This window comes from Roseibium sp. RP-7, from assembly GCF_053005225.1.
Genome location: NZ_JBRKQA010000002.1, coordinates 1,243,240 through 1,267,912, shown reverse-complemented (window position 1 = coordinate 1,267,912; position 24,673 = coordinate 1,243,240). Strand labels below are relative to the sequence as shown.

Genomic DNA, 24,673 nt, shown 5'->3' with positions numbered 1-24,673 from the left:
GGTCAGGCCTCCAGGTTCTTGCCGATCATCCGCATCAGGAAGATCGCAACGATGTTGGCGAGGATAATGGCGACCACACCGCCGGCCGATCCGCCGCCGACGTCGAACTGCAGCAGCGACTGGGCGTAGATCAGGTAGGTGAGGTTGGTCGAGGCATAGCCCGGACCGCCATTGGTGGTGACGAGAATTTCCGCGAAGACCGACAGCAGGAAGATCGTCTGGATCAGGATCACGACGGTGATCGAACGGGCCAGGTGCGGCACCATGATGAACACGAAGCGGTTCAGGAAATTGGCGCCGTCCATTTCGGCCGCTTCCAGCTGTTCGCTGTCCAGCGATTGCAGGGCGGTAAGCAGAATGAGCGTCGCAAAGGGCAACCACTGCCAGGCGACGATCAGGATGATCGAGAACAGCGGTGCATGCGAAAGAAAGTCGAACGGTTGCAGCCCCAGAAACTTCGCAAAGTATGCGAACAGGCCGTTGACCGGGTTCATGAACATGTTCTTCCACACCAGCGCGGAAACGGTCGGCATGACGAAGAACGGGGCAATCACCAGAATGCGCACGATCCCCTGGCCCCAGAAGGGCTGGTCGAGCAGCAGGGCCAGCAGCACGCCGCCGACAATGGTGATGAGAAGGACGCCGCCAACGAGCAGCAGGGTGTTCTTCAGCGCTGCAAAGAAAGCCGGATCGGTGAGGAAGAACTCGTAGTTGGTCCAGCCGGTCCACTCTTCCATTCCCGGAATGAGCAGGTTGTAGCGCAGGAAAGAGAAATAGAGGGTCATCGAGAGCGGGATGATCATCCAACCCAGCAGCAGCAGAACTGCCGGAGAGATCATCAAACGGGCCGCCGCCCGTGAATGTTGGGTAGCCATGATGCGACCTTTGCTCGGTCAGAGCCAGAGCTCACGCGGAACAGAAAGGAGGAGACCGGCGGGACGGGCAGGCACCCGCCGGTCCGCGAAGGCTTCTACTTGAGGTAACCGGCCTTCTTCATTTCGCGTTCAGCGGTCGCCTGGGCAGCAGCCAGTGCAGCGTCCGCATCCATCGAGCCGGCAAGAGCTGCCGAGAATGCCTGGCCGACAACGGTTGCCATGCCCTGGAATTCCGGAATGGCGACGAACTGCACGCCGACATACGGAACCGGATCGACGGTCGGATTCTGCGGATCAGCGGAGTTGATGCTGTCCAGCGTCATCTTTGCGAACGGAACTTTCTGGTACTCCGGGTTCTCATAGAGAGACGTACGGGTTCCCGGGGGAACGTTCGCCCAGCCTTCTTCGGCTGCAACCAGCTCCAGGTATTCCTTGGAAGTCGCCCACTCGATGAACTTCTTCGCAGCAGCTTCCTTCTGGGTGCCGGCCGGAATGGCCAGCGACCATGCCCAGAGCCAGTTACCGCGTTTGCCGAGGCCCTTGTCCGGCGCCAGAGCAAAGCCGACCTTGTCAGCAACCTGGCTATCCTTCGGGTTGGTCACGAAGGAGGCCGCCACGGTAGCGTCGATCCACATGCCGCACTTGCCGGTCTGGAACAGGGCCAGGTTTTCGTTGAAGCCGTTGGAAGAAGCGCCCGGAGGGCCTGCTTCGTTCATCACGTCGAGATAGGTGGTAAGAGCTTCTTTCCACTGCGGTGTGTCGAACTGCGGCTTCCAGTCCATGTCGAACCAGCGGGCGCCGTAAGAGTTCGCCATGGCCGTCAGGAACGCCATGTTTTCACCCCAGCCGGCCTTGCCGCGCAGGCAGATGCCGTAGACTTCGTTTTCCTTGTCCGTCATTGCCTTGGCGGCTTCGACGATAAAGTCCCAGGTCGGGGCTTCCGGCATTTCCAGGCCGGCTTTTTCCATCAGGTCCTTGCGGTACATGACCATGGAGCTTTCGCCGTAGAACGGTGCTGCATAGAGCTCGCCGTCAACGGTCAGGCCGCCACGGATGGCCGGCAGGATGTCGTCCGCGTCGTAGCTTTCCGGCAGGTCGTTCAGGGAAACGAGCCAGCCCTGCTTGCCCCAGATCGGAACTTCATAGGTGCCGATGGTCATGACGTCGAACTGACCGCCCTTGGTGGCGACGTCAGTGGTGACGCGCTGGCGGAGAACGTTCTCCTCCATGGTCAGCCATTTGACTTCGATGTCAGGGTTCTTGTCGGTGAAGTCCTTCGTCAGACCCTGCATGCGGATCATGTCGCCGTTGTTCACGGTCGCGATGGTGATTGTTTCTGCAGATGCGGATGCGCACAGAGCCGCCATTGCACATGCGCTGAGGAGCGCACGGGTATGAAATGCCATATTTTCCTCCCAAGCGAGATTGGGCATTTGCCATTCTTGCGGGCAAATATTCGCTCCAATTCGCACCCCGAGTCAAGATGTGAATCGCCTAAAACAAAAAAGGCTTCTCGCTGCACTGCGAAAAGCCTTTAAAATTCATATAGTTATTTATATTGGGAAATCGCTCAGAGCTTGAGCAATTGCTCAGCCGTCGTCTCGTTGGTGATCAGGCAATTGACAAATTTGCCGTTCAACGCTCCCAGCATGGCCGGCACCTTGCCGTCGCCCGCCGCAATTCCGTAAACCGGTTTCTCTCCGGCCGGCAGCAGGGGGGCACTGGCTACCAGGTCATTGGTAAGTCCTTCGACCAGCGCGCCTTTTCGGTCGTAGACCCAGCTAGTGATCTCGCCGATGGCACCGGCTTTCTCCAGTGCGCGCATTTCGTCGTGACTGACGAATCCGTCGACCGTCAGTGGTGCAGTCGGTCCCATGTTGCCGATACCCACGAAAGTAACGTCCGCCTGCCGGATGAGATCGAGGATATTGTGCACCGCTTCCTGGTTATGCAGCAGTTGCAACTCCTCGCGGGAGCGGGCGAAGACGGGCAGCGGCATCGGGTAGTGCCGGGCATTGATGCGGTCGGCAAGCCGGATGATGACGTTGTAGGCCGAGGCCGAGCCGTCCGACATCATGTTGCCCAGAAGCGAGACGATGCGGTGCTGCGGACAGTCCATCATCGGCAATTGATCCACCGAAGCGCGCAAGGTGCGGCCCGTGCCGTAGGCGATGATCTTGGGTTTCTGGGAGCGGAAATGACGTTCCATCTCGGTGGCGGCCGCCTGGGCAATGCCGACCGTGGAGGACGGGGCATCCGGGTCGCTGGGAACCACTTCGCAGCTCTGCAGTCCGAAGCGTTCCGTCAGGCGGGTGCTCAGTTCCATGCAGTTGGCGATAGGGTGGTCGAGCCGCACCTTGATCAGCCGTTCACTGACAGCAAGCGAAACCAGCCGCTGTGCCGATTGGCGGGATACGCCGAGCTTGCGGGCGATCTCGTCCTGGGTGTTGCCGGCAACATAGTATAACCAGCCGGCGCGGGCGGCGTCATCGAGACGGGATGCCTCGGCAGGAATTTTCTGTTTCATCTTAGTTGCCGTTGTTCTTCAGATCCGGCCTAAGCTGAAAGAATTCGCCGAAAGATGCAAACAGTTGCACGGCCCCTGCAGTGGCAGAGGCCGAATTCAGAAGTCCTGCAAGGTGCGAACCGCCAATGAAACGGTAGACTTCCATACCGGCGGCAAGCCCTGCCTTGATGCCGTTTTCGCTGTCCTCGATCACCAGGCAGCGCTCCGGTGCGACGCCATGTTTTTCTGCCGCCAGCAGGAACAGGTCCGGCGCGGGTTTGCCGTGAGCGACTTCGGAAGCCGTGGTGGTCCGGCCGGCAAAGAGATCCGTCAGCCCGGTTATCTCCAGCGATCTGGCGAGCCGCGGCGGGCTGGAACTGGTCGCAAGGCAATAGTCCACGCCAAGGTTCTCGATCACCTCCCGCACGCCGTCGATCGGTCTGAGCTCCGCTTCAAAGGCGCTGAGAAGGCTTGCCCGGTAGGCGGTTTCGAATTCCGGCGGCAGGTCGACACCGAATTCCTTGCGGATCTGCTGCAGGACAACCGGATAGCTTCGACCTAGGAAATGGTGAGCGACGTAGTCCATGGTGATGTGAACGTTCCGCGTCGCCAGTTCAGCCACCAGCATGCGCGCGCTGATGACTTCGCTGTCGATGAGGACACCGTCGCAGTCGAAGATGACTAGGTCGATTGGCTGATTCAAACTCGGGGTTCCTGCCGATTGGAAAGTTAAAACGAACGACCTCATCCAGAGGAGGCGCGCAAGCGCCGTCTCGAAGGATGGTCCGCTTGCTCAGGAGTATGAAGCCCATCCTTCGAGACGGACCTGGTGGTCCTCCTCAGGATGAGGGCGGTGCAGAGAGCACGGTCGACAGAGAGGCACGCCGTTCCGGTCCCGTCAACCGAACCAGCGTTTCAGCCATCGGCGGAAGCCGCTCGTGGCTTCGCTCGCGCGACGATGGGCGCTGGCGCGGGCCTGCTCGGCGCTATCGCCGACATCGTCCATGAAGTCGTCGATACCGTCGACCACCGGGTCGATCCGGCGTTTCTTGAAGGCGTTGACGGTCTTGATGATCAGATAGGCGAGAGCGACAAGCACCACGACGAACAGGATATTGAACCAGGGGATCAGGAAGACATCCGGCCCGGAGACAACCTCGATGCTGATGGCATTGGGAAAGATCGTGAACAGCTCCACACGCCAGCCATAGTGGGTGACGGCGATCCAGACATCATCGCTTTTCTTGGCCAGATCCTGCGCCTGGGCGGTGATGTTGCTACTGTCGAACTTGAAATAGGGCGGCCAGCCCCAGTCGGTGTCTTCGTTGCGGTAGACCCTTGGCTTGCCGTTCGGCCAGACCGTGTTGATGAAACGGACGTCCCTTGTCCAGTTCTTGTTGGTACCTGCATCGGGGGCGGCCCAGAAGAGCGACGAAGCGCCGATGTCCATGCGCTTGACGTCGGTGCCGACGATGCGAACCACATCACGTCCCGGCAGCGTGTAGTGGAGGAAGGCGACAAGGATCAGCAGGAGCGGAATGCCGATTATCCATTTGATCCACTTCATTGTGCCCCGTCCTCGCCGTCTTGTTCCCCGGGGATCGCACCCCACGGCCCCATGTTCCTGCCGAAGCCGTAGTCGGCCTGGTCTTCTTCCGCCATGGCGGCCTCCGGTCCGAATAGCTCCAGCCGCGTGCCGACCTTGTCGACCATATATTCTTCCGCAAGGAACTGGACCGCGTAGTTCTTCTTGGCTTCGCTCCAGCTTCGGTAATGACCGTAGAATGCGTCCTTGTGACAAATGAAAAGCTGGCGGAAGTCAAGCGGTGTCAATTCGGCCAGCAGCATGTTGACCAGGTTCTTGTCGCGGTGATTGCGCGAGCGAAGCAGGTAGAAATAGGCCGCGTTTTCCGGTTCGACCCACAGCTTGTCGTCTTTCAGCTCCAGCCTGTGCACGATGTCGTTGAGGGCGTGATATTCCGCGGGGAGCTGCTGGTGATACTTGCGTCTCAAAGCGCGCAGGTCGCGCCGCGAGACGTCCGACAGATCCTCGCCCTGGCTGGCGGCCGTGTCGATGACGATGAAGTCCAGTTTCTGTTTCAAAAGGCTCTTGGCGACGCTGCCGCCTGCATCGAGGATAGGCTCCACCAACTGGTTTCGATTGAGGAAATCGGCCACCTCGTAGCGGTCTTCCAGGCTGAAGAGGTGCTTCACGGGCAGGTCGACGACAATGTCCATGCGCCTGGAGGCGATGCATGCGGTTTCCTTCACATCGCGAAAGATGTAGAGGCCGCCGAAATGGGAGGTATGGAAATTTCCCTGCTCATAGCTTTTCGAACTGATCGCCAAGGGGGTGCGGATGATGTCGCCGGTGTGCTTGGAAAGCTCGATCATGTCCGCGATCAGCACATCGTCCCACCAGCCGTCGGGCTCGCTCATGAACGCTTCGATCTTGTCGGCCAGTTCGTCACCTGCTTCGGAATGCCCGCCTACGGTGTCGGCCTCCACTTCGATCGCCCTGATATAAAACAGGTCCTGCGGCGAGGTGATGGAATAGATCGAGTTGACCAGTTCACCGACGACACAATCGCGGATCGACAGCGCAAAGAGCTGTTCCTCATTGTCCTCGATGAAGCGTTTCAGGATCGAACGCGACGTGGAGAACCGCGCGTTCAGCAGCGGTGCGGTCTTCTGTTCGATCGACAGCAGAATGAACTGCCGGTTGCAGCCGTGCGGATTGAGGTAGTGGATGTCGTCCAGCTCGTCGCCGATCTCCGGCGAAAATCCGGAGATATCGACGTGAAAGGCTTCGAGCGCCGTTCGCTTGCCGGTCAGGTGTTCCAGCGCGCGGTTGTAGCGGGCCACCATGGACGGTGCGGAGACCTCGTAGAGGTTGCCGAACATCAAGCCATGTTTGACGAGCCTCATCATGTGCGCGTGATTTCCATGTAGCGGCGCTTGGCTTCTTCCATGCGCTGCATCTCGCGCACGGCATTTTCGATGGCAACCTCGTCCGACTTGTCCGCATAGCGGAATTCGCTGTCCGCGTAGCGGTTGATTTCCTGGATGACCATATGGACGGTGATCGGCTGCGCCAGGTCGGCGATCATCGCCTTCTTGGTCTCGTAGTCCTTGAACAGGAACAGTTCCGGATCTTCCATCCAGGCATCCGGCAATTCGAAGTCCATCGCCCGCACTTTCACGGCATCGGTGATGTTCTTGATCGCCCGGCCGGTGAAACGTTCGTCCGCTTGCTGGATGGCCTTCAGGTAGGTCCCGAGCTTGGCGATCGTGTCCAGGTCACCGATTTCAGCCCGCACGTTGTCGAACACCTTTGTCAGCGCATCTTCCTGTGGCCGGGAGTGACGCTCGTAGGACGCCGCAACAGCCTTCTTCAGGGCCTGGGCCTCGAAAAGATCATGGTCGCCGACTGGAATCGAGTGGTTCTTGCCCATCAGCAGATGCAGGATGTCGATGTAGTCCTCGCGGCTTTGCGGGCCGTCGACCAGGAAGCGGGCGCCGGCGCGCTGACGCAGGGCGTCATCTACGTTCTCCGGATAGTTGGAGAACATGCCGAACGTGCAGTTGCCGCGCACCACAGTGTTGGCACCGGCAAAGCTCTCCATCAGGACCGCTGTAATTTCGAGCTGGCCGGCGGAGGACTGGCGATCGCCGCGCTTGCCGGCAAGCTGGTCTATGTCGTCGATGGTGCCGAAACCGATCACATTCGGGTCGGTGACATTGCGGATGAAGGCCTTGGCATTCTGGGCAGACTTGCCCTGATAGCTGTCGATGCTCTCCGTGGAGAGGTTCTGATAGCGGAACGGATAGCCGGCGACCTGACAATAGTCGTTGACCATGCCGGCCATCATCTGGATCAGGGTAGTCTTGCCGGTGCCCGGTTTGCCGTCGCCCATGAAGGTGAAGATGAAGCCGCCGAGTTCCGCGAACGGGTTGAGCTTGCGGTCGAAATCGTAGGCCATCAGCATCTTGGCAAGCTTCATCGCCTGGTATTTGGCGATGTGGTTGCCGACGACTTCTTCCGGCTTCTTGAACGCCATGGCGAGCGTGGTCGAGTGCGCGCGTGCAGAAGGCGTGAAGCCGGTAATCTCGAAATTGTCCGCTTCCACGCGGTAACGGCTTTCCGAGAATGCCTGCAGCACGCTGACGCCTTCCGCGCGTAGTGTCACCTTTTCCATCAGCTGTTCGCAGAAGGACGTCACCAGGCCGATCAACTGGGCATCGGTTTCAATCGCGGCGGCGGCAATTTCCTGGTCCAGCTCCCAGAGAACACCATGAAGGGCGAGCTGGTCGTTGTCGAAAAGGATTTCCTCGACGTCGCCGCACTGGACTTCGGTTTCACCGGTTTCGGCTGAGAGCCCCGACAGGAGGAAGTCCGTCATGTTGGCAAAGACGTGCAACGCAATCATGGCCGTTGCCGACAGAAGATCCTGGAACCGCATCTTCTGCGAGGTGTCCAGCGTTCCGGCAAGGTTGGCGCGCTTTAGCTCGGCAAGGCCGGTCTGGTCGGCAAACTGGTCGGACGCCACCTGGGCGACAGCCAGCGCCCGGCGCAGAGACCGCAGAACGCTCGCCTGAAGCGGGGTGGTCAGAGCATCGTCGTCGCATTCCAGAATGCGGTTTGAAAGCTGCACACCTTCAGGACGGGCCGTGGAGCGGGTGACGAGGCCGGGCGTCGTGGAGCGGAACCGCCGGCGGGCGCCCAGGCCGGGCGAACGGTCCTGTGCAACGGGCGCATCCGACTTCTTGGCGATCCGCGGGGTGTGGTCGAAGCCCTGGAGCATTGCTTCCGCAAAGGCGTATTTCTCGCGGATCTTGTCTTCTTTCAGTTCCATGAGGTCGTTGGAAAGGGTCACGCGAAAAACCTATTTGTAACTGAGGATCTTGCCCGAAGGGCTGACGACATACTTGCGGATATTGGCAAAGCCCGGCGGGTTTCGCTCTTCCAGAATTTGATAAGGCCGCTGCGGCAGGATCAGCGATCGCTGCTGGTGTGTATGGCCAGCGACTTCCTGTGATGCCGGATTGTGCGCCGACAGCGGATCGAGTTGGTAGATCTGCCGCTCGACCGACGAAAAGAAGCCTGCGGATTCGAACTCGGAGCCGGAGGCGACCAGGGTTTCGGTCGTCCAGGCCAGAGCCCAGTCTTCTCCAGGACGACCGGCGGCTTCGGCCAGGACGTCGCGCAGCGGACCGGACTGTTGGGTAAAGGTGTGGCTGTACATCGGCCCCAGAAAGAACCGACGCAGGCGCTTGGGATGCAGGTCATCGAAGTCGCGGTCGAAGCCGCGGGCGATTGTCACCAGCTTCAGGGACGCCGAGGATTGCGCGGTCAGATGGCTCTGGACGCGCGGCCAACGGCGCTCGTCCTTGGCCAGAGGCCACTTGCCGCTGTCTTCCAGGTCGAGAATGTAGATCAGCGGAATGTTCTGCTGACTGTCATAGACGGCCCAATGCAGCCTGTAGAGGCGACGGTTGTCGACGACGTTGCCCATCCAGGCCAGACGTGGGTCGTTCCGTGCCCAGAACAGGTCGCCCTTGGCGAGCTCTTCGTAATACTGGCGCTGCGAGGCGGCAAACTGCAGGTTGGTCGGCGAGGACTGTTCACGCAGGATATGGTTGACCATTTCCAGCTTGAGTTCGCGCATTGCCGGCAGCGACCGTAGATGCTTGTCCGCCTGCATGGCGTCGTTCGCCATCTGCAGCAGCTCCTGATAGATCGGGAAGCCGCTGTCCTGACGGTCGATGTTCAAAAGCGAGGGCAGCATGTCCGACACGCGGCCCGCCAGCAGATATTTGTAGGAAAGCGCCGTGAAGGTTCCCGACAGCGCTTCCAGATACTCTTTCAGAACCGGTATTTCCGAGGCGAGCGCGGTGTTCTCGTTGATGACGCTTTCCGCCACCCCTTGCAAATGCGAGATGATCCGCTCGAACTTGGCGAAGTAGCGCCGTGTTTCATGCGCTTCTTCCAGGGTTCTGTGGTCCAGGGTCAGATCCACGGTTCAGACCCTCAGGCCCCGTACGTGTTCTTGTCGTGCTTCTCGACGATCTGCTGGAACCGGCGCGCGAAACGCTCGTCCGACTTGGCCTTTTCCTCCAGCACCTTGCGGGCGAACACCATGTGGTCCTCGTGGGCTTCCATCATGTCGGCCATGCGCTGGTTGGTTGCCGAGCCGATGGCGGCCATGGCGGACTGGGCTTCCTTGTCGGTGGCCACGCCGATCTCGTTGATCTTGTGGGCGATATCCTGCTGCTGGGCCGTCTTGAGGGATTTCACAAGCGCATCGTAAAGCACGACGCGCTGCTTTGTGTCCGTCTGCAGCTTGTTGATCAGCACCATCTGGGTGGCCGCCTGGTTCTGCAGGCTGTCGACCCAGGTCTTGCCCTTTTCGATGTAGCGTTCCAGCGTCTGGCTCTCGGCCAGCTTGACCTGCTCTTCCTGGGCCAGGCGGTTGTATTCGGCGTTCATCTCCGCCAGCTGGCTCTCCAGCTTGGTGCGCTCGGAGGCATCGGTTTCCACGGAAATCTTGTTTTCCAGAGCAATCACATCCGGATCCATGGCCACAAGCTTGGCCTTGATTTCTTCCAGCGTGCCGACAGTCTGTTCTCGCTGGCTCAGCGTGTCGCTGAGGTTGGTTTCCACGCGCTTGGAATGTTCGTTCAGCGTGTTGAGCTGTTCCTGCAGCAGCTGTCCGATGACATTGGATTTGGTGATCAGGTCCTGAAGCTTGTCGTCGATGCTGGCGGAGCGCATGCGTTCCTGGCGGATGCTGTCGGAGCGCTGCTTGGAAAAGATGCCGATGAAGCTTTCCCATCCGGTCTTCGTGCGCATGGCATCGAAGTCCTTGGAGAAGGTCGCGGTGACATCGTCAAGACCCATGATGAGCTCGGCGATGTTGGCGCCCATGAGCTCGGTGTGCTTGTGAACATCGTCCAGGGACGCGTTCTCGATGTCGATGGAAATGTCCTGCCCGGTGTCCAGCTTGGACTTCGCGGTTTCGATCTTCGAGGTCAGCTCGTCGATCTTCTGCCTCGCGGCGGCAACTTCCTTTTTCGACTTTTCAATCTGAGCGCTGAAATCCGCCATGGGCCCCTTCCGGATAAAAATTTTTCAAAGTGATTCTTATTTAGCAAGTCTTCTTGGAAATACAATTACAACGCGCTTGCCGAAACGTCATGGTTCCACATGCTTGCGGCGTGTTTCGTGGGCGGCGTGAAGCGGCTCAGTCTTGAAGACGGCCGGGAAAGCCGATGCTGGATGCCCGTTGTACCCGCAGCCAGAGTTGTCCGTCGAAGGCCTTCCTGTCGAGAAAATCCACACGAAGTCCAAGACTGGTGCACTCGGTGTCGATCCAGGACTTGCTGTGGCGAACGATCCCCGGTTCATCGGAAACATGGCTTGTGCCGACCCATGCTGTGCCGTTGTAGTCCTCTTCCGGGGACCTCGCAGGGAGGTAGGAAACGAGGAAAACCGCATTCTCGTTCGAGTTCTGGAGAAAACCCTCCAGCATCGTGCGGATATGAGACTTGCTGCAATGGGTCCAGATGGACCCCGCCAGAACCATGTCGAACTTTTTACCGAACACGGACAGGTCGAATTCGGCATTGTGGTCGAAACGCGGCTGTCTTTGTCGAAGGACCTGATCATCAAACAACAGATCAAGCCCCCAACGCACCCTGTCGCGGTGCGGTTCGATACCGCAGTAGTTTTGCTCTCCAAGAAAGGGAATCAGCCAGTAGGCGGTCCGCAGACAACCGCAGCCGATTTCCAGCACGCTCGTTTCGGGCGACAAGCCTTCGCGCAGGAGTTCTGCGAATTGACGTCTGCCACCTTCATCGAAGGTCTGGGTCGGCACGCCAAGAAATCCGTGGTCGAGCGCCATCTTCTCGCCAAGACGCTGGACGTTTGTTTTTTGCTGATCCGATGCTGTCTTCATTGCCTTGTCTGTCTGCCCGCAACACGTTCTGTGTGAAGGTGTCAGGTCTCGCGGTTCGTGGTGTTTGTCCTGTCGTAACAGGACGGGAACGGGCATGTGGACTACCGCGAAACAGCACCTGCGGCAAAGGCGTATTTGAAAGCTTTTGACCTTTCACGTCGTCAACGGCTATGCCATTGTTCCGCAGACCTGATCTTCAAAAACAACAACAACAGCCCCGTCAAATCACATGAGCCAATCCGAAACGCCAGAAGAACGTTTTCCCGACGTGCTTTTTTACAATGCCTCACTCACGGAGGTGCAGGAAAACGTGAAAATAGGACCCGGTACACGTGTCGGTTCCATGACGATAATTCACAAGAATGCAAGCATTGGTTCTGGAACTACTATCGGGTCGCATTGCAATATTTGCGAATGTGTCATTGGCGATAATGTTTCCATTCAGACCGGCTGCCATATTACACGTGGGGTTACTGTTGAAGATGACGTCTTCATCGGCCCGCAAGTCGTCACGCTCAACGACAAGCTGAAAGGTGGACCGATGGTCTATCCTTATATCGAGCGCGGAGCGAAGATCGGTGGTGGCAGCCGCATTCTTCCAGGTGTTCGTGTCGGCGCAAATGCAGTTGTCGGTGCCGGCAGTGTTGTGACCAGAGACGTTCCTCCGGGTGCCCTCGTGGTTGGTAATCCGGCTCGTGTCAGATCCGACGGACAGGACAGGCAAGCTCAGAAATCCCCATGAAGGACCTGATCCTGAACCTTGCACCCACGGGAATGGTGCCGACCCGTGCCATGTCGTCGGCCGTGCCGCTGTCGCCGGACGAGATCATCGCCGACTGCCGCCTGTGTGCGGACCTTGGCGCGACGATCCTGCACATTCATGCAAGAGACGAGGATTGCCGGCCAACATTCCGGAAAGACATATACGCGCGGATCATTGCAGGTATCCGGGAAACGCACCCGGATGTGATCATCTGCGTGTCCCTCAGCGGTCGGAACTTCCCGGAGTTCGAACAACGTTCAGACCCCTTGCTGCTGACAGGGGACCTCAGGCCTGACATGGCCAGCCTCACGCTGTCCTCGCTGAATTTTGCCCGCACCGAAAGTATCAATGCACCGGACATGGTTGTCCGCCTTGCAAAGACCATGGAAGACCGCGGCATTCGTCCCGAGCTGGAGGTCTTTGATGCGGGCATGGTGAATTACGCCAGGTATCTTGCAGACCGCGGGATATTGAAGCCTCCCTTCTATTTCAATGTGCTGCTCGGAAATCTCAGCAGTGCACAGGTAACGCCCTTGCATCTGGCGGCGATCACGCAGGATCTGCCTCCAGAATCCGTCTGGTGTGCAGGCGGGATCGGCGAAAGCCAGCTTGCCGCCAACACGCTGGGGCTCTTGTTCGGAAACGGTGTGCGAACCGGTTTGGAGGATTTTCTGTGGCTTGATGCGGACAGAACGCAACCGGCTACAAACGAGAAACTGGTTAGCCGGGTAAGCGAGCTCTGCACGCTCCTTGGCAAGCGGTTTGCCTCTGCCTCGCAGGTTCGCGAAGCGCTCGGGATGACGCGTCATGCAGGCTGACCGTCGTCCGCTCCGGATCCTGATGACGAACAACACGCTGGATCAACCAGCCGGGTCGGAGCTTTATCTAAGGGATCTGGCGCTGGCCCTCATGCGGTGCGGGCACTTCCCGGTTGCTTACAGCCAGAGCCTTGGCCCGGTTGCCGACCGTCTCCGAGCGGCGACGATTCCTGTCGTTGACGACCTGCGGGACCTGTCCGCGGTGCCCGATGTGATCCACGGGCAGCATCATCTGGAAACGATGACGGCCGCGCTTCGTTTTCCGCAAGTGCCGGTCACCTATACCTGTCACGGCTGGATTCCCTGGCAGGAATGGCCACCGGTCTTCCCGAACATCCTGCACTATGTCGCGGTTGATGACCTGTGCCGGGAACGTCTTCTGACCAGTGCGGGCGTACCGGCTGACCAGATCTCGGTCCTGCATAATTTTGTCGATCTCGACCGTTTCAGAAAGGTGCGGGACCTTCCGGACAAGCCGAAGTCCGCACTTGTCTTCAGCAATTCTGCGGCTCAGGTCCCGAAGGCGATACGCGACGCCTGCACCCGCATGGGCATCGAGCGCGTCGATATCGTTGGGCAGAACTCCGGCCGCTCCGCCGCACATCCGGAGACCATCCTGGCGGACTATGACGTTGTCTTTGCAAAGGCGCGTGCTGCAATCGAGGCAATGGCATCCGGATGTGCCGTTGTCGTCATGGATTACGGTCAACTTGGCGGGCTTGTCAGTTCCTCCAATCTGCAAAGCATGCGCGGATTGAATTTCGGCATCCGAACCTTGCAGAACCAGCTTTTGCATCAGGACAAGATCGAGCTTGAACTGGAGCGTTACGACGCACCGGATGCGCGCGCGGTGACACAGTGGATCAGGGCGAACGCCGGCCTGGAAGCTGCCGTGGATCAATGGCTGGAAATCTACTACAGGACCATCGAACGCTGGAGTGATGTTGCCGGTACGCTGCACGATCGCGAGAGACTGACCTCCGCATCGCGCTATGTCAGTCAGCTTGCACCGCGGGTGAAGGCAAAGGAACAGGCGGAACATTGCAAAAACCTGGCTGAAGCAGACCTCAGGGCGGCGAAAGCTCAGTTGGAGCGAGATACGGCAGTAGCTGCCAACAACGATGCGCGACACAAGGCGAGGATCGCTGAACTGGAAAGAGAAGTGCAGGGCCTGAGGAGGGAATTGCAGGGTCGGAAGAGGGAACTGGAAAGACACAGATTTCCAGGATTGGCTGTCCGGATGGCCTGGCAGGGGTTTGAGAAGCAGGTTCTCAAACGGTGCCGCCGGCAGATAGCGTCCTTCAGGAAGCCGAAATCGTGACCCTGCATCTTGCCGAAATTGTCTCCGAGGAACCATTGCGCGTGCTGCTGGTTGGCCTTGGCAAGATGGGCCAGCTCCATATGGAATGCCTGTCCAAAATGCCCGGCGTTTCTCTTGTCGGTATCGTCGATGAAGATGAGGGCAAAGAGATTGCTGCAAACGGGATCCCGTTCGCGCGATCGATCGATGGTCTCGCCAACGACTTTGCAGCTGTCGTTATTGCGGTTCCTGTCGAAAGGCATGCCGAGGCTGCCGTTCCGTTGCTCGCGCGCGGCATCGATTGCCTTGTCGAAAAACCTTTGTCGCTGTGCCCGGGAGAGATAGAGACGATGATTGCCGCGGCCCGCACCGGCGGCGCCAGGCTATCGGTCGCGCAGGTCGAACGTTTCAACCCGGCCATCGAAAGCACGATGGCTGCCTTGCGCAAGCGCTCAGGCAAGGTGCGCGTGCAACGGCTGTCCCGGATGCAAAGCGTTTCCGGCGGCCCGGACGTGATCGCCGACCTGATGGTGCATGATCTGGACTGGATCGTGAAACTCGAGGGAACAAGTGACTGCGAGATAACGGTGCTGGAGAGCCGCAGGACGGCAGGCTGCCTGGATTATGTCTGCTGCCGTCTCGGTTTTGGCGACAGATCCTATGAGCTGGCTGCGGTCCATGAAGCCAGCGAACGGAAGCGCAGCCTTGACGTCAGGCTGGACGGAGATGAAACGCGCTGTTTCGATCTTCTTGCGTTGTCGCCCGACGGGCGGCCGGACCCACTGACGCGGCAGGCCGAAGTTTTTGTCATGAGCAGAGCAGGTGACGCGGCTGAACTGGCGACAGCTGAAGAGGCGCTCGCTGTACTTCGACTGTCGGACGCAATCAGACGATGCGCATTCGAGACCTCCAAGCTACCGGAAGGTGCGGCGTGAAGGTGATTGTTCCCTTCGCCGATGTGGTTGGCGAATGGCAACCTGTCAGGGCCAAGGCTCTGGAAGGTATCGACAGGGTGTTCTCACATGGGCGTTTTGTCGGCGGTCCGGAAATTGCCGAGCTGGAACAAAAGCTTGCCGGGATAACTGGTGCAAGGTTTGCAGTCGCCTGTGCTTCGGGAACGACGGCCCTGCAAATGGCCATGATGGCTCTCGGCATTGGGCCGGGTGATGAAGTCATTGTTCCGGACTTTACCTTCATCGCGCCGGCGGAAAGCGCTCTTGTGCTCGGTGCGGAGCCGGTTCTGGTAGACGTCCTGCGCCCGTCCGGCCTGCTTGACCCGGATGAACTGGAAACAGCGATTTCCAGCCGCACCAAGGCCATCGTCGCGGTCTCGCTTTTTGGACTGCCTGCCAACTTCGAAGCCATCAATTCGATTGCCGCAAGGCACGGTATCCCGGTGATCGAAGACGCTGCCCAGAGCCTGGGGGCGGGGCTGGAAAACAGGCGGAGCGGCAATCTGGCGGGGCTCGGATGCACCAGTTTTTTTCCGACGAAGGTGCTCGGCGGGGCAGGGGACGGCGGAGCGGTCTTCACCAATGATGAAGTGATGGCCGGCGCGCTTCGCGAGATCCGTGACCATGGACAAGGCGGCAAGTACCATCACCTGCGGCTGGGGATGAACGGCAGGATGAGTTCGATCGCCGCAGCTGCCCTGCTGGCGCGGCTCGACCGGTTCAGCAAGGCGTTGGATCGTCGCCGCAGTATCGGTGAGCTATACGACAGGCTCCTCGAACCACTCCGGGAGACTGGTCGTTTGGATTATGTCAGCAGTCCGGACATGGCAGGCAGTGCCCGTTCGCAATATGCCGTCGTTCTGGAGGATCGCGAAGCGCTTGCCAGAGGTCTGCGCGAGGCAGGCATAGAAACGGCAGTTCATTATCCGGTTCCGTTGCACGACCAGCCGGTTCTGCAGCATTGCCGCCGGACTGGTCGCCTGGAAACTGCGTCCATGCTGGCAAAAAGGATCCTGTGTCTGCCCATACATCCCGGCCTGACGGATGAACAGGTGAACCTCACCGTGGAACGACTTGGCGCGCTCGTCCAAGCCTGAACACCCCACTCGTTCCCGAGGCTGATGTCGGTCAGGCCCCGGTAAAGTCCAGAAACCGGCGGCTGAACAATGGCCTTGCCTCGTGACGTGCGATGAGAAGATCGCGCCAGGCGGCGGGATAATCGTCCACGGCCAGCATGTCTGTCGTTTCGTGGTCGATGCCGGGGGCAACTTCGAGCAAGGCGTCCAGATCGCTGAGATCGGGTTTGGGAAGCGTATTGCTGCGGCATGCCTGCCACATTTCAGCATAAAGACCTTCCAGTTTCGAAACCAGAAGCGGCGTGTCGAAGAGGAGGCAGTCGTCCCGGCTCTCGGTCAGGCGTTGACGAAGATCCCGCAGCGCTTGGCGGTCCTTGCCGAGGTCTGCTGCGCGTTTCACGTAATCCTCCGGCGTCGGACAGACGAGCTCCTGAAGACCGGCGGCAGTGACCAGGCTCGCACAGACCCGTGCGGCGAAACATTTTCCGGCAATCGTGAGGACCGGCACGCCCATCCAGAGGGCATCGGAGGCGGTGGTATGGGCGCCATAGGGGGTGGTATCGAGGAAGAGGTCTGCAAGCGGATAACGTGCCAGATGGTCGGGGTTGGCCATCTTCCCGGCGAATACCAGCCTGTCCGGAGCAATGCCTGCCGCTTCGGCACAAGCCTTGAGACGCTGGTCGGTTTCCGTTCCGCCGGTCAGCAGCCAGAGAACGCTTCCCGGTACCTTCTTCAGGATGGCGAACCAGCGGTCCAGGCAGAACCGCGTGATCTTGTGGCTGCCGTTGAAGCAGCAGAACACCGTGCCGTCTTCCGGCAGTCCGAAATCGGAGCGTTGCCAGATGCGCTCGGAAACGACGCGCTTGCGGTTGTTCGGCTGGTAGCAGGGCAGGCGCAGAACCTCTTCGGAATAATAGATCTCGTGGTCCTGCGGAATGATGATGTCGTCGGCGACGACATAGTGATGGAACGGACTGGCCGTCGTGCCCGGAAAACCGAGCCAGTTGACGATGACCGGAGCCGGACGCAGTGCGACCAGCCGCGTGCGGCCTTCCCGGGTATAGCCGTTTACATCGATCAGGATCTGGATGCCGTCTTCGGCGATCAACCGTGCGGCAGCTTCGTCGTCGATGCCGGAAATGGTGCGCCAGTTGTCGGTGGTTTCCCGGAAATTCCGGCTGAGCGGATCATCCGCTGTCGGGCCGCAATCATAGGCGAAGACCTCGACCTTGGACCGCTCATGCAGGCCGAACACTTCCGCCATCAGGTGGCCGACGGCATGTTCGCGAAGATCGGACGACAGGTAACCGATCCGCAGCGGGCCGTCGTGCTCCATGGCTTTTGGCCATGCCTTCATGGGGGCGGTGGGCGTTCCGACGTCCTGGCGGCTGTAGTCGGCGCAAAGGCCAAGCTGAAACAGCGGGTCGTCGCTGAAGGCCGCCGCCGACAGGGGCGACATGGCCCGCACCTGCTGTGAAGGCGTTACCCGTTCCAGCGGCTGCACCACCGGCCACTCGCACTGGCGCTGCCGAAGGGCAATGAAATGCTGCGCGACTTCCCGTTGGTGCGGGTCGAGTTCCAGGCTCTGGCGCAGCATGCTTTCGGCTAGAACATCCTGGTTGGCGGCTTCCAGTGTGCGGGCGATCTGGTTGAGGGCCGTCAGACGAACGGAGAGCGAAGCCGGCGTCACCGCAAGGGTCTGTTCCAGCACTGTGTTCCACTGGCCAACCGCCGCGCCGATATCACCCTGCTGTTCCAGAACACGACCGAGGTTGATATGGGCCGCATGAAAGCTCGGATTGAGGTTCAGCGCGCGCTCCAGGGTCTCGCGCGCAGCTGCCAGCTTGCCGGTTTCGGAAAACAGCACAGACTGGTTGAAAAGCACTGCATACAGCAGTGGGTCATCCGGGTTCTGTGCCACCCAGGTGCCATAGAGAACTTCCGCGGCACCAAAGGAGCCGTTGCCTTTCAGGGCCTCGGCCGCGCCGATGAGTTCAACGATCGACAGGCTGGTTTCATTTGCCATTCGTGGCGGTCCTGGGTGTGTCTGGTGAGTCGGAATGATGGCGCAAGGATCAGGAGACCGCTACAGCCATGGCGGCGATTTGCTCAGGTGTCATGGTCGCGATCTGTGTCTCTGTGAAGTGTCCGATCTGGTCAGCGTCGAGCGCTTCGATCGACTGCGGGCCGAGGGCAGCGATCGCCTGCGCGCTGAGCGAACGGATCTGGGTTCCGGTGAGGCCGGACAGCTGGGCGTAAGACATGGCTCCGATGCGTTCCGGTGCCAGGGCACCCAGCTGAGTGACTGTCAGTGCTCCGACCTGGCGCGAGGTCAGCGCTCCGAACTGGGTAGAGGACAGAATCGAGATTTCACTGCTGGTCAGGTTGGAAACCTGGTTTGCGCTGAGGGAGGCGATCTGGGATGGGGTCAAAGCCGTGAATTGCGCGTTTGACAGGGCGCGCAACTGCACACGCACGAGACCGGCAAGTTGTGACGCGCTCATTTCGGCGATTTCATCCGGAGAAAGACCGGCCAGCGCGCTAGTGGAAATGGATCCGACCTGCGCAGCGCTCAAGCCGCTGATCTGGGTCAGGGTCAGCGCTTCGATCTGGTTTTCCGAAAGCCCCGCAATCGTCGACGGCAAAAGCGCACCGATCATGGTCGAGGTGAAGGCGGTGAACTGGTCTGCAGACAAGGCGCCAATCTGGGTTGCCGTCAGGCCGGAGACCGCCTCTCTGGCAAGAGCGAGAAGCTGTGCTGTCGCCAGACCACCGATCTGGTCCGCGCTCAGACCGGAGATCGCCGACGCCGACAGATATTCCATCTGCGAGGTGGAGAGCGAGCTCAGTTGCGACAGCGTGAGGCCGGCAATGGCGGTGGCGGTCAGGGCCTCCAGTCCGGTCGAACCGAGGGCGCCAAGCTGACCTGAGTTGAACTGCGAGAGCTGCGCTGCCGTCAGTCCCTTGATGCCGCTGGCCGAAAGAGCCGTAATCTGTGCGGGCTTGAGCGCGGCCAACTGGTCGGTGGTCAGGGAGGCGACCTGTGCCCCTGTCAAGCCGCCGGTTGCGGCGGGCGTCAAAAGGCCGATGCGTGTGCTGGAAAGGGAGGCGATCTGGCCGGTGCTCAGTCCGCTGAGCGCGGTGGCCGACAGTGCGCCGAATTGCGGATCTGTGAAGGTGGCAAGCGTCGTTGGCGAAAGCCCGGCAAGTGCTGCTCCGGACAATCCCTCGATCTGGCTGGTCGTCAGAGCTGTGAGCTGGTCTTCCGACAGTGCACTGATTTGTGCCGCACTCAGGCCGGCAACAGCATTTTGGGACAGGGCCGAAACCTGTCCTGTTGTCAGCGCGGCCAGTTGAGGGGCGGACAGGGCACCGGCTGCCGAGCTGGAAAGGCCACCCATCTCGATCAGCGACAATTGAGAGACCCGCAGTGGCGTCAGTGTGCCGATCTGCGTTGCCGTCAAGGCTGCAGCCTGGGTGGCGGTCATGCTCGCCCATTGTCCGCCGGAGAAAGCTGCAAGGCTCGTTGCATCGAGTGCGGCAATCGTTGTTGTCGAAAGCCCGGCAACATGCTTTCCGCTGAACATGGCGAGCTGGCCGGCTGACAACCAGGAGAATTGATCGGCCGCCAGACCGGACAGACCGGAAGGTGTCAGCGCCGCAACCTGACGTGTGCCAAGCGCTCCGATCTGATCCTGGGTGAGAGCGCCGACTTGCGCTGCCGACAATCCCGCAATCTGTGTCGTTGCCAGTCCGGCTATCGTTGCGCTTTCAAGGGACGCGATCTGCGCTGGTTTGAGTGCAGCGAGCTGACCGGCGGTCAATGCGGAAAACTGCTCCCCGGACAATCTGGAAAGCACGGCAGTACCGCTTCCTGCCAGGGCTCCGGGAGCAATCGCGGCTACCTGATCCGGATCGAACCGGGAGATCTGTTCCTGCGAAAGGCTCGAGAGGACCGTGGACGAAAGTCCGCCGATACCGGCTGTCGACATGGCAGCGATCTGATTTCCGGTGAGGGCGGCGGTCTGCTCAGTTGTCAGGGCACCTGTCTGCCTTGCCGTGAGGGCCTTTACCTGATGCGTGCTGAGGCTGGCGATCGTGCCCGGCGCCAGGCTTGAAATGACACTCGTGGAGAGCCCTGATATCTGCTCGGAGGTCATCGACAGCAGTTTGTCCGGGCCAAGCTGGTCTGCCTGGGTCGGGGTCAGACCGGCAAGGGCCTTCGAAGACAGGCCGGAGATCTGCCTGTCGGTAAGAACACCCAGTTGCCCGGCACTCATGGCGCCGAGACCTTCGGCGGAAAGCCGCTGTATCTGCGTTTTAGACAGGCTCTCGATCTGCGTGGTCGATAGCGCTCCGACCTGATCGCCGTTCAGAAGGCCGATGGTGATTGCAGCGAGGCTGGATATCTGGCTGGTCGAGAGTGCGGAAACAGCTGCCGGAGCAAGGCCTTTCCAGGCTGCGGCTGAAAGCGCGTTCAGTTGTGTTGTCGACAGGGAGGCGGAGGTCGCCGGGCTCAGGCCTGCAGCAGCGTCTCCGGATATGGCGCTGACCTGGGTGGTCGTCAGCCCGGCAATCTGGCTGGTCGTGAAAGCGCCGATCTGATCAGCCGACAGCGATCCGATCTGCGTTCTCGTGAGCGCGCTGATCTGTGATGTGGAGAGGGAGGCGGTCTGTGTGGTGGTTAGTCCGGTCAGCGCCGCGGTGCTCAGACTGCTGATCTGCGACCGTGACAGCGCCGCGATCTGCTCACTCGAAAAGGCTTCAAGGGCTTCATCACCCAGGCCCGCAATTTGTGTGGTGCTCAGGGCTGCAAGCTGTTCGTTGGTGAGGGCGGCTGCCTGAGTGGCCTTGAGCGCGCCGATCGTTCCGGCGCTGAGGCTTTTCACCTGTGTTGCCGACAAGGCGGATATCTGGCCGGTGCTGAAAGACTGGATCTGCGTCGTGGCCAGGCCCGCCATCGCCGTGCCGGTCAAGGCGGCCAGCTGGGCATCGCTCAAGGTTGCAATTGCGGTTCGTGTCAGGCCCTTGATCCCGGTGGCCGAAAGGGCTGCGGTTTGGGTGGTGGTCAGCGCTTCCACCTGTGCCGTTGTCAGGCGGGTCACCTGCGCCGCGTTGAAACTGGCGATCTGGGTTGCTGTCAGCGCCGCGATCTGACCTGGCACCAGGGCTTCGAACTGGGTTGCGTTCAAGGCCTTCAACTGAACCCCTGTCAGGCCGTGCAACTGGGCTGTTGTCAGGCCCGACACGTCGGAGGCGGAAAGACCTGCGAGACCTGTTGCAGACAAAGCGCCGATCTGCTTGTCGCTCAGCGCCAGGATCTGCTCGGGCGACAGCGCATCGACCTGATCGTCGGTCAGGCCTTTCATCTGTGTTGTTGTCAGGGAGCCGAGTTGTGTCGTCGTCAGGGCGGCGATGGTCTCTTCACGCAAACCGCCGATTGCGGCTGCCGTCAGTTCTCCAAACTGCGCGTTCGACAGAGAGCCGAGTTTGGTCGCCGTCACCGCCGCCATCTGCGTCTGGGTCAGGGCACGCAATTGCAGGGAGCTGAACTGGGCCAGCTGGTCCGCGGACAATGCGGCGATCTGGGTTGCGCCGAGAGATGCGGTCTGTGTGGCTGTCAGTCCGGCAATCTGGGTTTTCTCAAGCCCCGCAATAACGTCGCTGTTCAGGCCGGCAAGCCCGGAGGCCGACAGCGAGCTGATCTGTTTGGCAGATAGCACGGCCGCCTGGGTCGAAGAGAGCACTTCGGTCTGGGTGCTGTCGAGGGCGCCTAGTGCGGCAGGTGCAAGGCTTGCCACCTGTGTTGTCGACAGGGAGGCAATCTGGTCCCGGGTCAGGCCCTTGGCCTGATTGGCGACAAGGGATGTGATCTGCGTTGTCGTGAAGGCGTCGAATTGCACCGTACTCAACTGGCCGACGGCGGTGCTGGAAAGAGCTGAAACCTGTGTGTTGCTCAGCGCCGCAATCTGGTCCGGTGTCAGAGCAGCGATCTGGCCGGAGCCGAGGGAAGAAATGCCGGCTGCCGAAAGGGCGTTCAGGCGCTCGCCCCGCAGGGCGGAAACCTGAGCATCCGTCAGGCCGGCAGTGTTGCCGGCAAGGGCTGCAATCTGGGTCGTGGACAACGCCTGGAACTGATCGGACGACAGCCATGAAACCGCCGATGCGGTCAGGCTTTTCACCTGTGCGCCGGTGAGAGCCGCGACTTGCGTTATCGACAGCGCTGCAAGCTGGTCCGTTCCAAGGGCGGCGATTGCCTGGCCCGAGAGACCGGCAATCTGGGTCGGGGCAAGCTGGCTGAGCTGGCTCGTCGAGAAGAACCCGATCTGGGAGCCGGTCAGGCCCGACAGGGCAGTGGCAGTCAGGCTTTCCAGCCTGTCTGGCGTCAGGGTCGCGATATGGCTTTCACTCAAACCGCGGATCTGCGCCGGGGCAAGATCGGCAAGTTGCGTGTTGCCGAGCGCCGCAAACTGCTCGGCACTCAGGCTTGCGAAGGCGGTTTCGGTCAGGCTTCGCAACTGGCTGGTCGACAGGTTCGACAGGAAGCTGCTCGACAGCGCTTCCATCTGCTCCGGTCCGAGAGCGGCAATCGTGGTGGTGGAAAAGCCCTTGATGGCTGTGCTGTTGAAGGCGGCGATCTGGTCGCTGCTGAGCTGGCGGATTGTCGTGCCATTCAGGGCTAGCGCCTGAGCATAGCCCATCGAGCCGATCTGCTCGGTGCTGAAAGTTCGGAGCTGTTCGGCGGAAAAGGCCCGCATCTGGGGAGCGGTCAGCGAGCGGACCTGCAGTGAACCGAGAGCGCCGATCTGGGTTTCATCCAGTGCGGCGATCATCGTGGTGCCGATGCCGCGCACCTGGTTGACGCTCAAGGCGCCGATCTGGTCGGTCGACAGGGCGTCGAACTGGGTCTCGTTGAACCCAGCGATCACGAAACTGGACAGGGCGCTCAGGCGTGTGCCGGTAAGAAGCGCGATCTGGGTTTCCTTCAGCGCTTTGCCCTGTGTCGCGGTGATCGAGGTCAGTTGGGTCTCGGTCAGCGCCTTGAACTGGTCTTCGGAAAACAGCGACAGGTCGCCGGCGGTCAGTCCCTGGAATTGTGTGGTGGTCAGACTGGCGATGCGGGTCTCGCTGAGGCCGGAAATGACCTCGTTGTTGAGCGAGGTGATCTGCGTTGCCGAGAAAGACGCGAACTGGTCCGCAGTCAGGGAGGCGACCTGCTGAGCCCCGAGGGCAGCCACCGCCGTCCGGGTCAATTGACCGATCTGTGAGAAGTTCAGCGCGCCGAGCTGGGTCTCGTTCAGGTAGCGCGTCTGTGTCTGGGTAAGGCCCTGGATTTGGGCCTTGCTGAAATTTGCGATCTGCGGAGCCGTCAGCGCACCGATCTGCGTGGTCGTCATGGCGCCGATGGAGGTTCCGGAAAAAAACCTGATCTGCCCGGGGCTGAAGGTCTGGATCTGGTCCTCGGAGAAAGACTGAACCTGCCTGGTCGACAGCACGGAGACCTGCTGGGCTGTGAGCCCGGCTAGCTGGGAGGACGTCAGCGCGGATATTTCCGGCAGTGTCAGCCCTTTCACCTGGGTGGTCGACAGCGTGCCGATATGGGTGGCGGTCAGGGCGCCGAACTGGGTCGTCGTCAGTGCGGCGATGCTCTGGCTGCTGAGGGCGCGGAACTGGGTGCTGGCGAGCGACAGCAGCGTGTCGACGCTGATCGCCTTCACCTGCGGCATCGTCAGGCTGCCCATGTGGGTGGTCGTCAGCTGGCCGGATTGTTCCGCCGTCATTGCCGCAACCTGGTCCACGGTCAGATTGCGGAATTGCGACACGCTCAGCATGCCAAGCTGGGTGCTGGCCATGCCGGAAAACTGTTCCAGGCTCAGGCCCGCCACTCTCGCGGGTGAAAGCGCCTTCACCTGCAGGCTGGTCAGTGCTGAAATATCGTCAGAGCCGAAATGCGAAAACTGGCTGTCGGAAAACCCGGCAAGGACGGATGTCGCAAAGCTCTTGACCTGACCGGGCGAAAACGCCTCGATCTGTGTTCCGGAAAGATCCTGGATCTGGGTGGCCGAAAGGGCGGCGATCTGGGGTGCCGTCAGCGCCTGCAACTCGCTCGCGGAGAAGGCGGCAAGGTCCTCCGCCGTCAGTTGCCGGATCTGGGTGGTGGTCAGCGCGCGGATATGGTCCGCGTCGTCGGTGCTGACTTCCTGGTAGGTGATCGCATCGTAACTGGCGAGCGTCTGGGACGAGGTGAGGGTGCTGGTTCCAGGTCCCGTCGCCGTTTGTCCGGAAGTTGTATCGGAAGATGGCTCCTCCGTGGCCGGAGACACCGACGTGCTTGCAGGTGAGACGTAGAAGGTTGCCGCGCTGGGCGTGGCGTTGATTGTCGTCACTTAAGGAGGTTCCAGAAAGCCCCATAGCGGGCCGAAG

17 protein-coding genes are annotated in these 24,673 nt (G+C 60.3%); 5 read left to right on the top strand and 12 right to left on the bottom strand.

The window, feature by feature from the left end; translation table 11 throughout:
* Nucleotides 1-2: 2 nt before the first annotated feature.
* From ACVDG9_RS20500 to ACVDG9_RS20455, 10 genes are all read right to left on the bottom strand, one after another.
* Nucleotides 3-875 carry a carbohydrate ABC transporter permease gene (locus ACVDG9_RS20500; protein ID WP_031270353.1) on the bottom strand — a complete coding sequence of 291 codons (873 nt, stop codon included), beginning with the start codon at nucleotides 873-875 and terminating at the stop codon, nucleotides 3-5.
* Nucleotides 876-970: 95 nt separating this feature from the next.
* Nucleotides 971-2,281: an ABC transporter substrate-binding protein gene (locus ACVDG9_RS20495; RefSeq protein WP_075281910.1), complete on the bottom strand. Its 1,311-nt coding sequence runs from the start codon at nucleotides 2,279-2,281 to the stop codon at nucleotides 971-973.
* Between the two features lie 164 nt (nucleotides 2,282-2,445).
* On the bottom strand, nucleotides 2,446-3,402 hold the full coding sequence (locus ACVDG9_RS20490) for a sugar-binding transcriptional regulator (RefSeq protein WP_023003162.1): 957 nt from the start codon (nucleotides 3,400-3,402) through the stop codon (nucleotides 2,446-2,448).
* A 1-nt stretch (nucleotide 3,403) separates the two neighbouring features.
* Nucleotides 3,404-4,084 carry an HAD family hydrolase gene (locus tag ACVDG9_RS20485; RefSeq protein ID WP_447238837.1) on the bottom strand — a complete coding sequence of 227 codons (681 nt, stop codon included), beginning with the start codon at nucleotides 4,082-4,084 and terminating at the stop codon, nucleotides 3,404-3,406.
* Between the two features lie 195 nt (nucleotides 4,085-4,279).
* Nucleotides 4,280-4,948 carry a DUF1523 family protein gene (locus ACVDG9_RS20480; protein ID WP_023003164.1) on the bottom strand — a complete coding sequence of 223 codons (669 nt, stop codon included), beginning with the start codon at nucleotides 4,946-4,948 and terminating at the stop codon, nucleotides 4,280-4,282.
* Nucleotides 4,945-6,312, bottom strand: coding sequence for a DUF6638 family protein (locus ACVDG9_RS20475; RefSeq protein WP_168692243.1), 1,368 nt, complete (start codon nucleotides 6,310-6,312; stop codon nucleotides 4,945-4,947). Before ACVDG9_RS20475 ends, ACVDG9_RS20480 begins: the two co-directional genes overlap by 4 nt.
* Nucleotides 6,309-8,258: an AAA family ATPase gene (locus ACVDG9_RS20470; RefSeq protein WP_447238836.1), complete on the bottom strand. Its 1,950-nt coding sequence runs from the start codon at nucleotides 8,256-8,258 to the stop codon at nucleotides 6,309-6,311. Before ACVDG9_RS20470 ends, ACVDG9_RS20475 begins: the two co-directional genes overlap by 4 nt.
* Nucleotides 8,259-8,267: 9 nt before the next feature.
* Nucleotides 8,268-9,401: a hypothetical protein gene (locus ACVDG9_RS20465; RefSeq protein WP_023003167.1), complete on the bottom strand. Its 1,134-nt coding sequence runs from the start codon at nucleotides 9,399-9,401 to the stop codon at nucleotides 8,268-8,270.
* Between the two features lie 11 nt (nucleotides 9,402-9,412).
* Nucleotides 9,413-10,489, bottom strand: a complete 1,077-nt coding sequence (locus ACVDG9_RS20460; protein ID WP_055656172.1) for a GumC domain-containing protein — start codon at nucleotides 10,487-10,489, stop codon at nucleotides 9,413-9,415.
* A 136-nt stretch (nucleotides 10,490-10,625) separates the two neighbouring features.
* The gene (locus ACVDG9_RS20455; protein WP_447238835.1) at nucleotides 10,626-11,339 is read right to left on the bottom strand and encodes a class I SAM-dependent methyltransferase; all 714 of its coding nucleotides are present in this window, start codon (nucleotides 11,337-11,339) and stop codon (nucleotides 10,626-10,628) included.
* Between the two features lie 229 nt (nucleotides 11,340-11,568).
* On the opposite strand from ACVDG9_RS20455, the gene ACVDG9_RS20450 reads away from it, so the two are divergent.
* From ACVDG9_RS20450 to ACVDG9_RS20430, 5 genes are read left to right on the top strand one after another with little or no spacing between them, the layout of a single operon-like run.
* Nucleotides 11,569-12,081, top strand: a complete 513-nt coding sequence (locus tag ACVDG9_RS20450; RefSeq protein ID WP_083660400.1) for an acyltransferase — start codon at nucleotides 11,569-11,571, stop codon at nucleotides 12,079-12,081.
* Nucleotides 12,078-12,920 carry a beta-keto acid cleavage family enzyme gene (locus ACVDG9_RS20445; protein ID WP_447238834.1) on the top strand — a complete coding sequence of 281 codons (843 nt, stop codon included), beginning with the start codon at nucleotides 12,078-12,080 and terminating at the stop codon, nucleotides 12,918-12,920. Before ACVDG9_RS20450 ends, ACVDG9_RS20445 begins: the two co-directional genes overlap by 4 nt.
* Entirely contained in the window at nucleotides 12,910-14,241 is a 1,332-nt protein-coding gene (locus tag ACVDG9_RS20440; RefSeq protein ID WP_447238833.1) for a glycosyltransferase, read from the top strand. Before ACVDG9_RS20445 ends, ACVDG9_RS20440 begins: the two co-directional genes overlap by 11 nt.
* Nucleotides 14,238-15,155: a Gfo/Idh/MocA family protein gene (locus ACVDG9_RS20435; RefSeq protein WP_447238832.1), complete on the top strand. Its 918-nt coding sequence runs from the start codon at nucleotides 14,238-14,240 to the stop codon at nucleotides 15,153-15,155. Before ACVDG9_RS20440 ends, ACVDG9_RS20435 begins: the two co-directional genes overlap by 4 nt.
* Entirely contained in the window at nucleotides 15,152-16,270 is a 1,119-nt protein-coding gene (locus tag ACVDG9_RS20430) for a DegT/DnrJ/EryC1/StrS family aminotransferase (RefSeq protein ID WP_447238831.1), read from the top strand. The genes ACVDG9_RS20435 and ACVDG9_RS20430 overlap by 4 nt, the downstream gene beginning before the upstream one ends.
* Nucleotides 16,271-16,301: 31 nt before the next feature.
* Here the strand turns inward: ACVDG9_RS20430 and ACVDG9_RS20425 are convergent, their stop codons facing one another.
* Together ACVDG9_RS20425 and ACVDG9_RS20420 are read right to left on the bottom strand one after the other, a co-directional pair.
* Complete coding sequence (locus ACVDG9_RS20425; protein ID WP_447238830.1) at nucleotides 16,302-18,275, bottom strand: O-linked N-acetylglucosamine transferase, SPINDLY family protein; 1,974 nt, start codon at nucleotides 18,273-18,275, stop codon at nucleotides 16,302-16,304.
* 49 nt (nucleotides 18,276-18,324) lie between these two features.
* Nucleotides 18,325-24,636 (bottom strand): beta strand repeat-containing protein, encoded by a 6,312-nt coding sequence (locus ACVDG9_RS20420; RefSeq protein ID WP_447238829.1) that lies wholly within the window; start codon nucleotides 24,634-24,636, stop codon nucleotides 18,325-18,327.
* Nucleotides 24,637-24,673 lie beyond the last annotated feature (37 nt).

What these genes read in the sequence shown, in the direction of transcription:
- ACVDG9_RS20460 (WP_055656172.1), bottom strand. Translation starts at nt 10,489, where the DNA reads ATGGCGGATTTCAGCGCTCAGATTGAAAAGTCGAAAAAGGAAGTTGCC.
- ACVDG9_RS20490 (WP_023003162.1), bottom strand. Translation starts at nt 3,402, where the DNA reads ATGAAACAGAAAATTCCTGCCGAGGCATCCCGTCTCGATGACGCCGCC.
- ACVDG9_RS20440 (WP_447238833.1), top strand. Translation starts at nt 12,910, where the DNA reads ATGCAGGCTGACCGTCGTCCGCTCCGGATCCTGATGACGAACAACACG.
- ACVDG9_RS20455 (WP_447238835.1), bottom strand. Translation starts at nt 11,339, where the DNA reads ATGAAGACAGCATCGGATCAGCAAAAAACAAACGTCCAGCGTCTTGGC.
- ACVDG9_RS20495 (WP_075281910.1), bottom strand. Translation starts at nt 2,281, where the DNA reads ATGGCATTTCATACCCGTGCGCTCCTCAGCGCATGTGCAATGGCGGCT.
- ACVDG9_RS20500 (WP_031270353.1), bottom strand. Translation starts at nt 875, where the DNA reads ATGGCTACCCAACATTCACGGGCGGCGGCCCGTTTGATGATCTCTCCG.
- ACVDG9_RS20475 (WP_168692243.1), bottom strand. Translation starts at nt 6,312, where the DNA reads ATGATGAGGCTCGTCAAACATGGCTTGATGTTCGGCAACCTCTACGAG.
- ACVDG9_RS20450 (WP_083660400.1), top strand. Translation starts at nt 11,569, where the DNA reads ATGAGCCAATCCGAAACGCCAGAAGAACGTTTTCCCGACGTGCTTTTT.
- ACVDG9_RS20480 (WP_023003164.1), bottom strand. Translation starts at nt 4,948, where the DNA reads ATGAAGTGGATCAAATGGATAATCGGCATTCCGCTCCTGCTGATCCTT.
- ACVDG9_RS20425 (WP_447238830.1), bottom strand. Translation starts at nt 18,275, where the DNA reads ATGGCAAATGAAACCAGCCTGTCGATCGTTGAACTCATCGGCGCGGCC.
- ACVDG9_RS20445 (WP_447238834.1), top strand. Translation starts at nt 12,078, where the DNA reads ATGAAGGACCTGATCCTGAACCTTGCACCCACGGGAATGGTGCCGACC.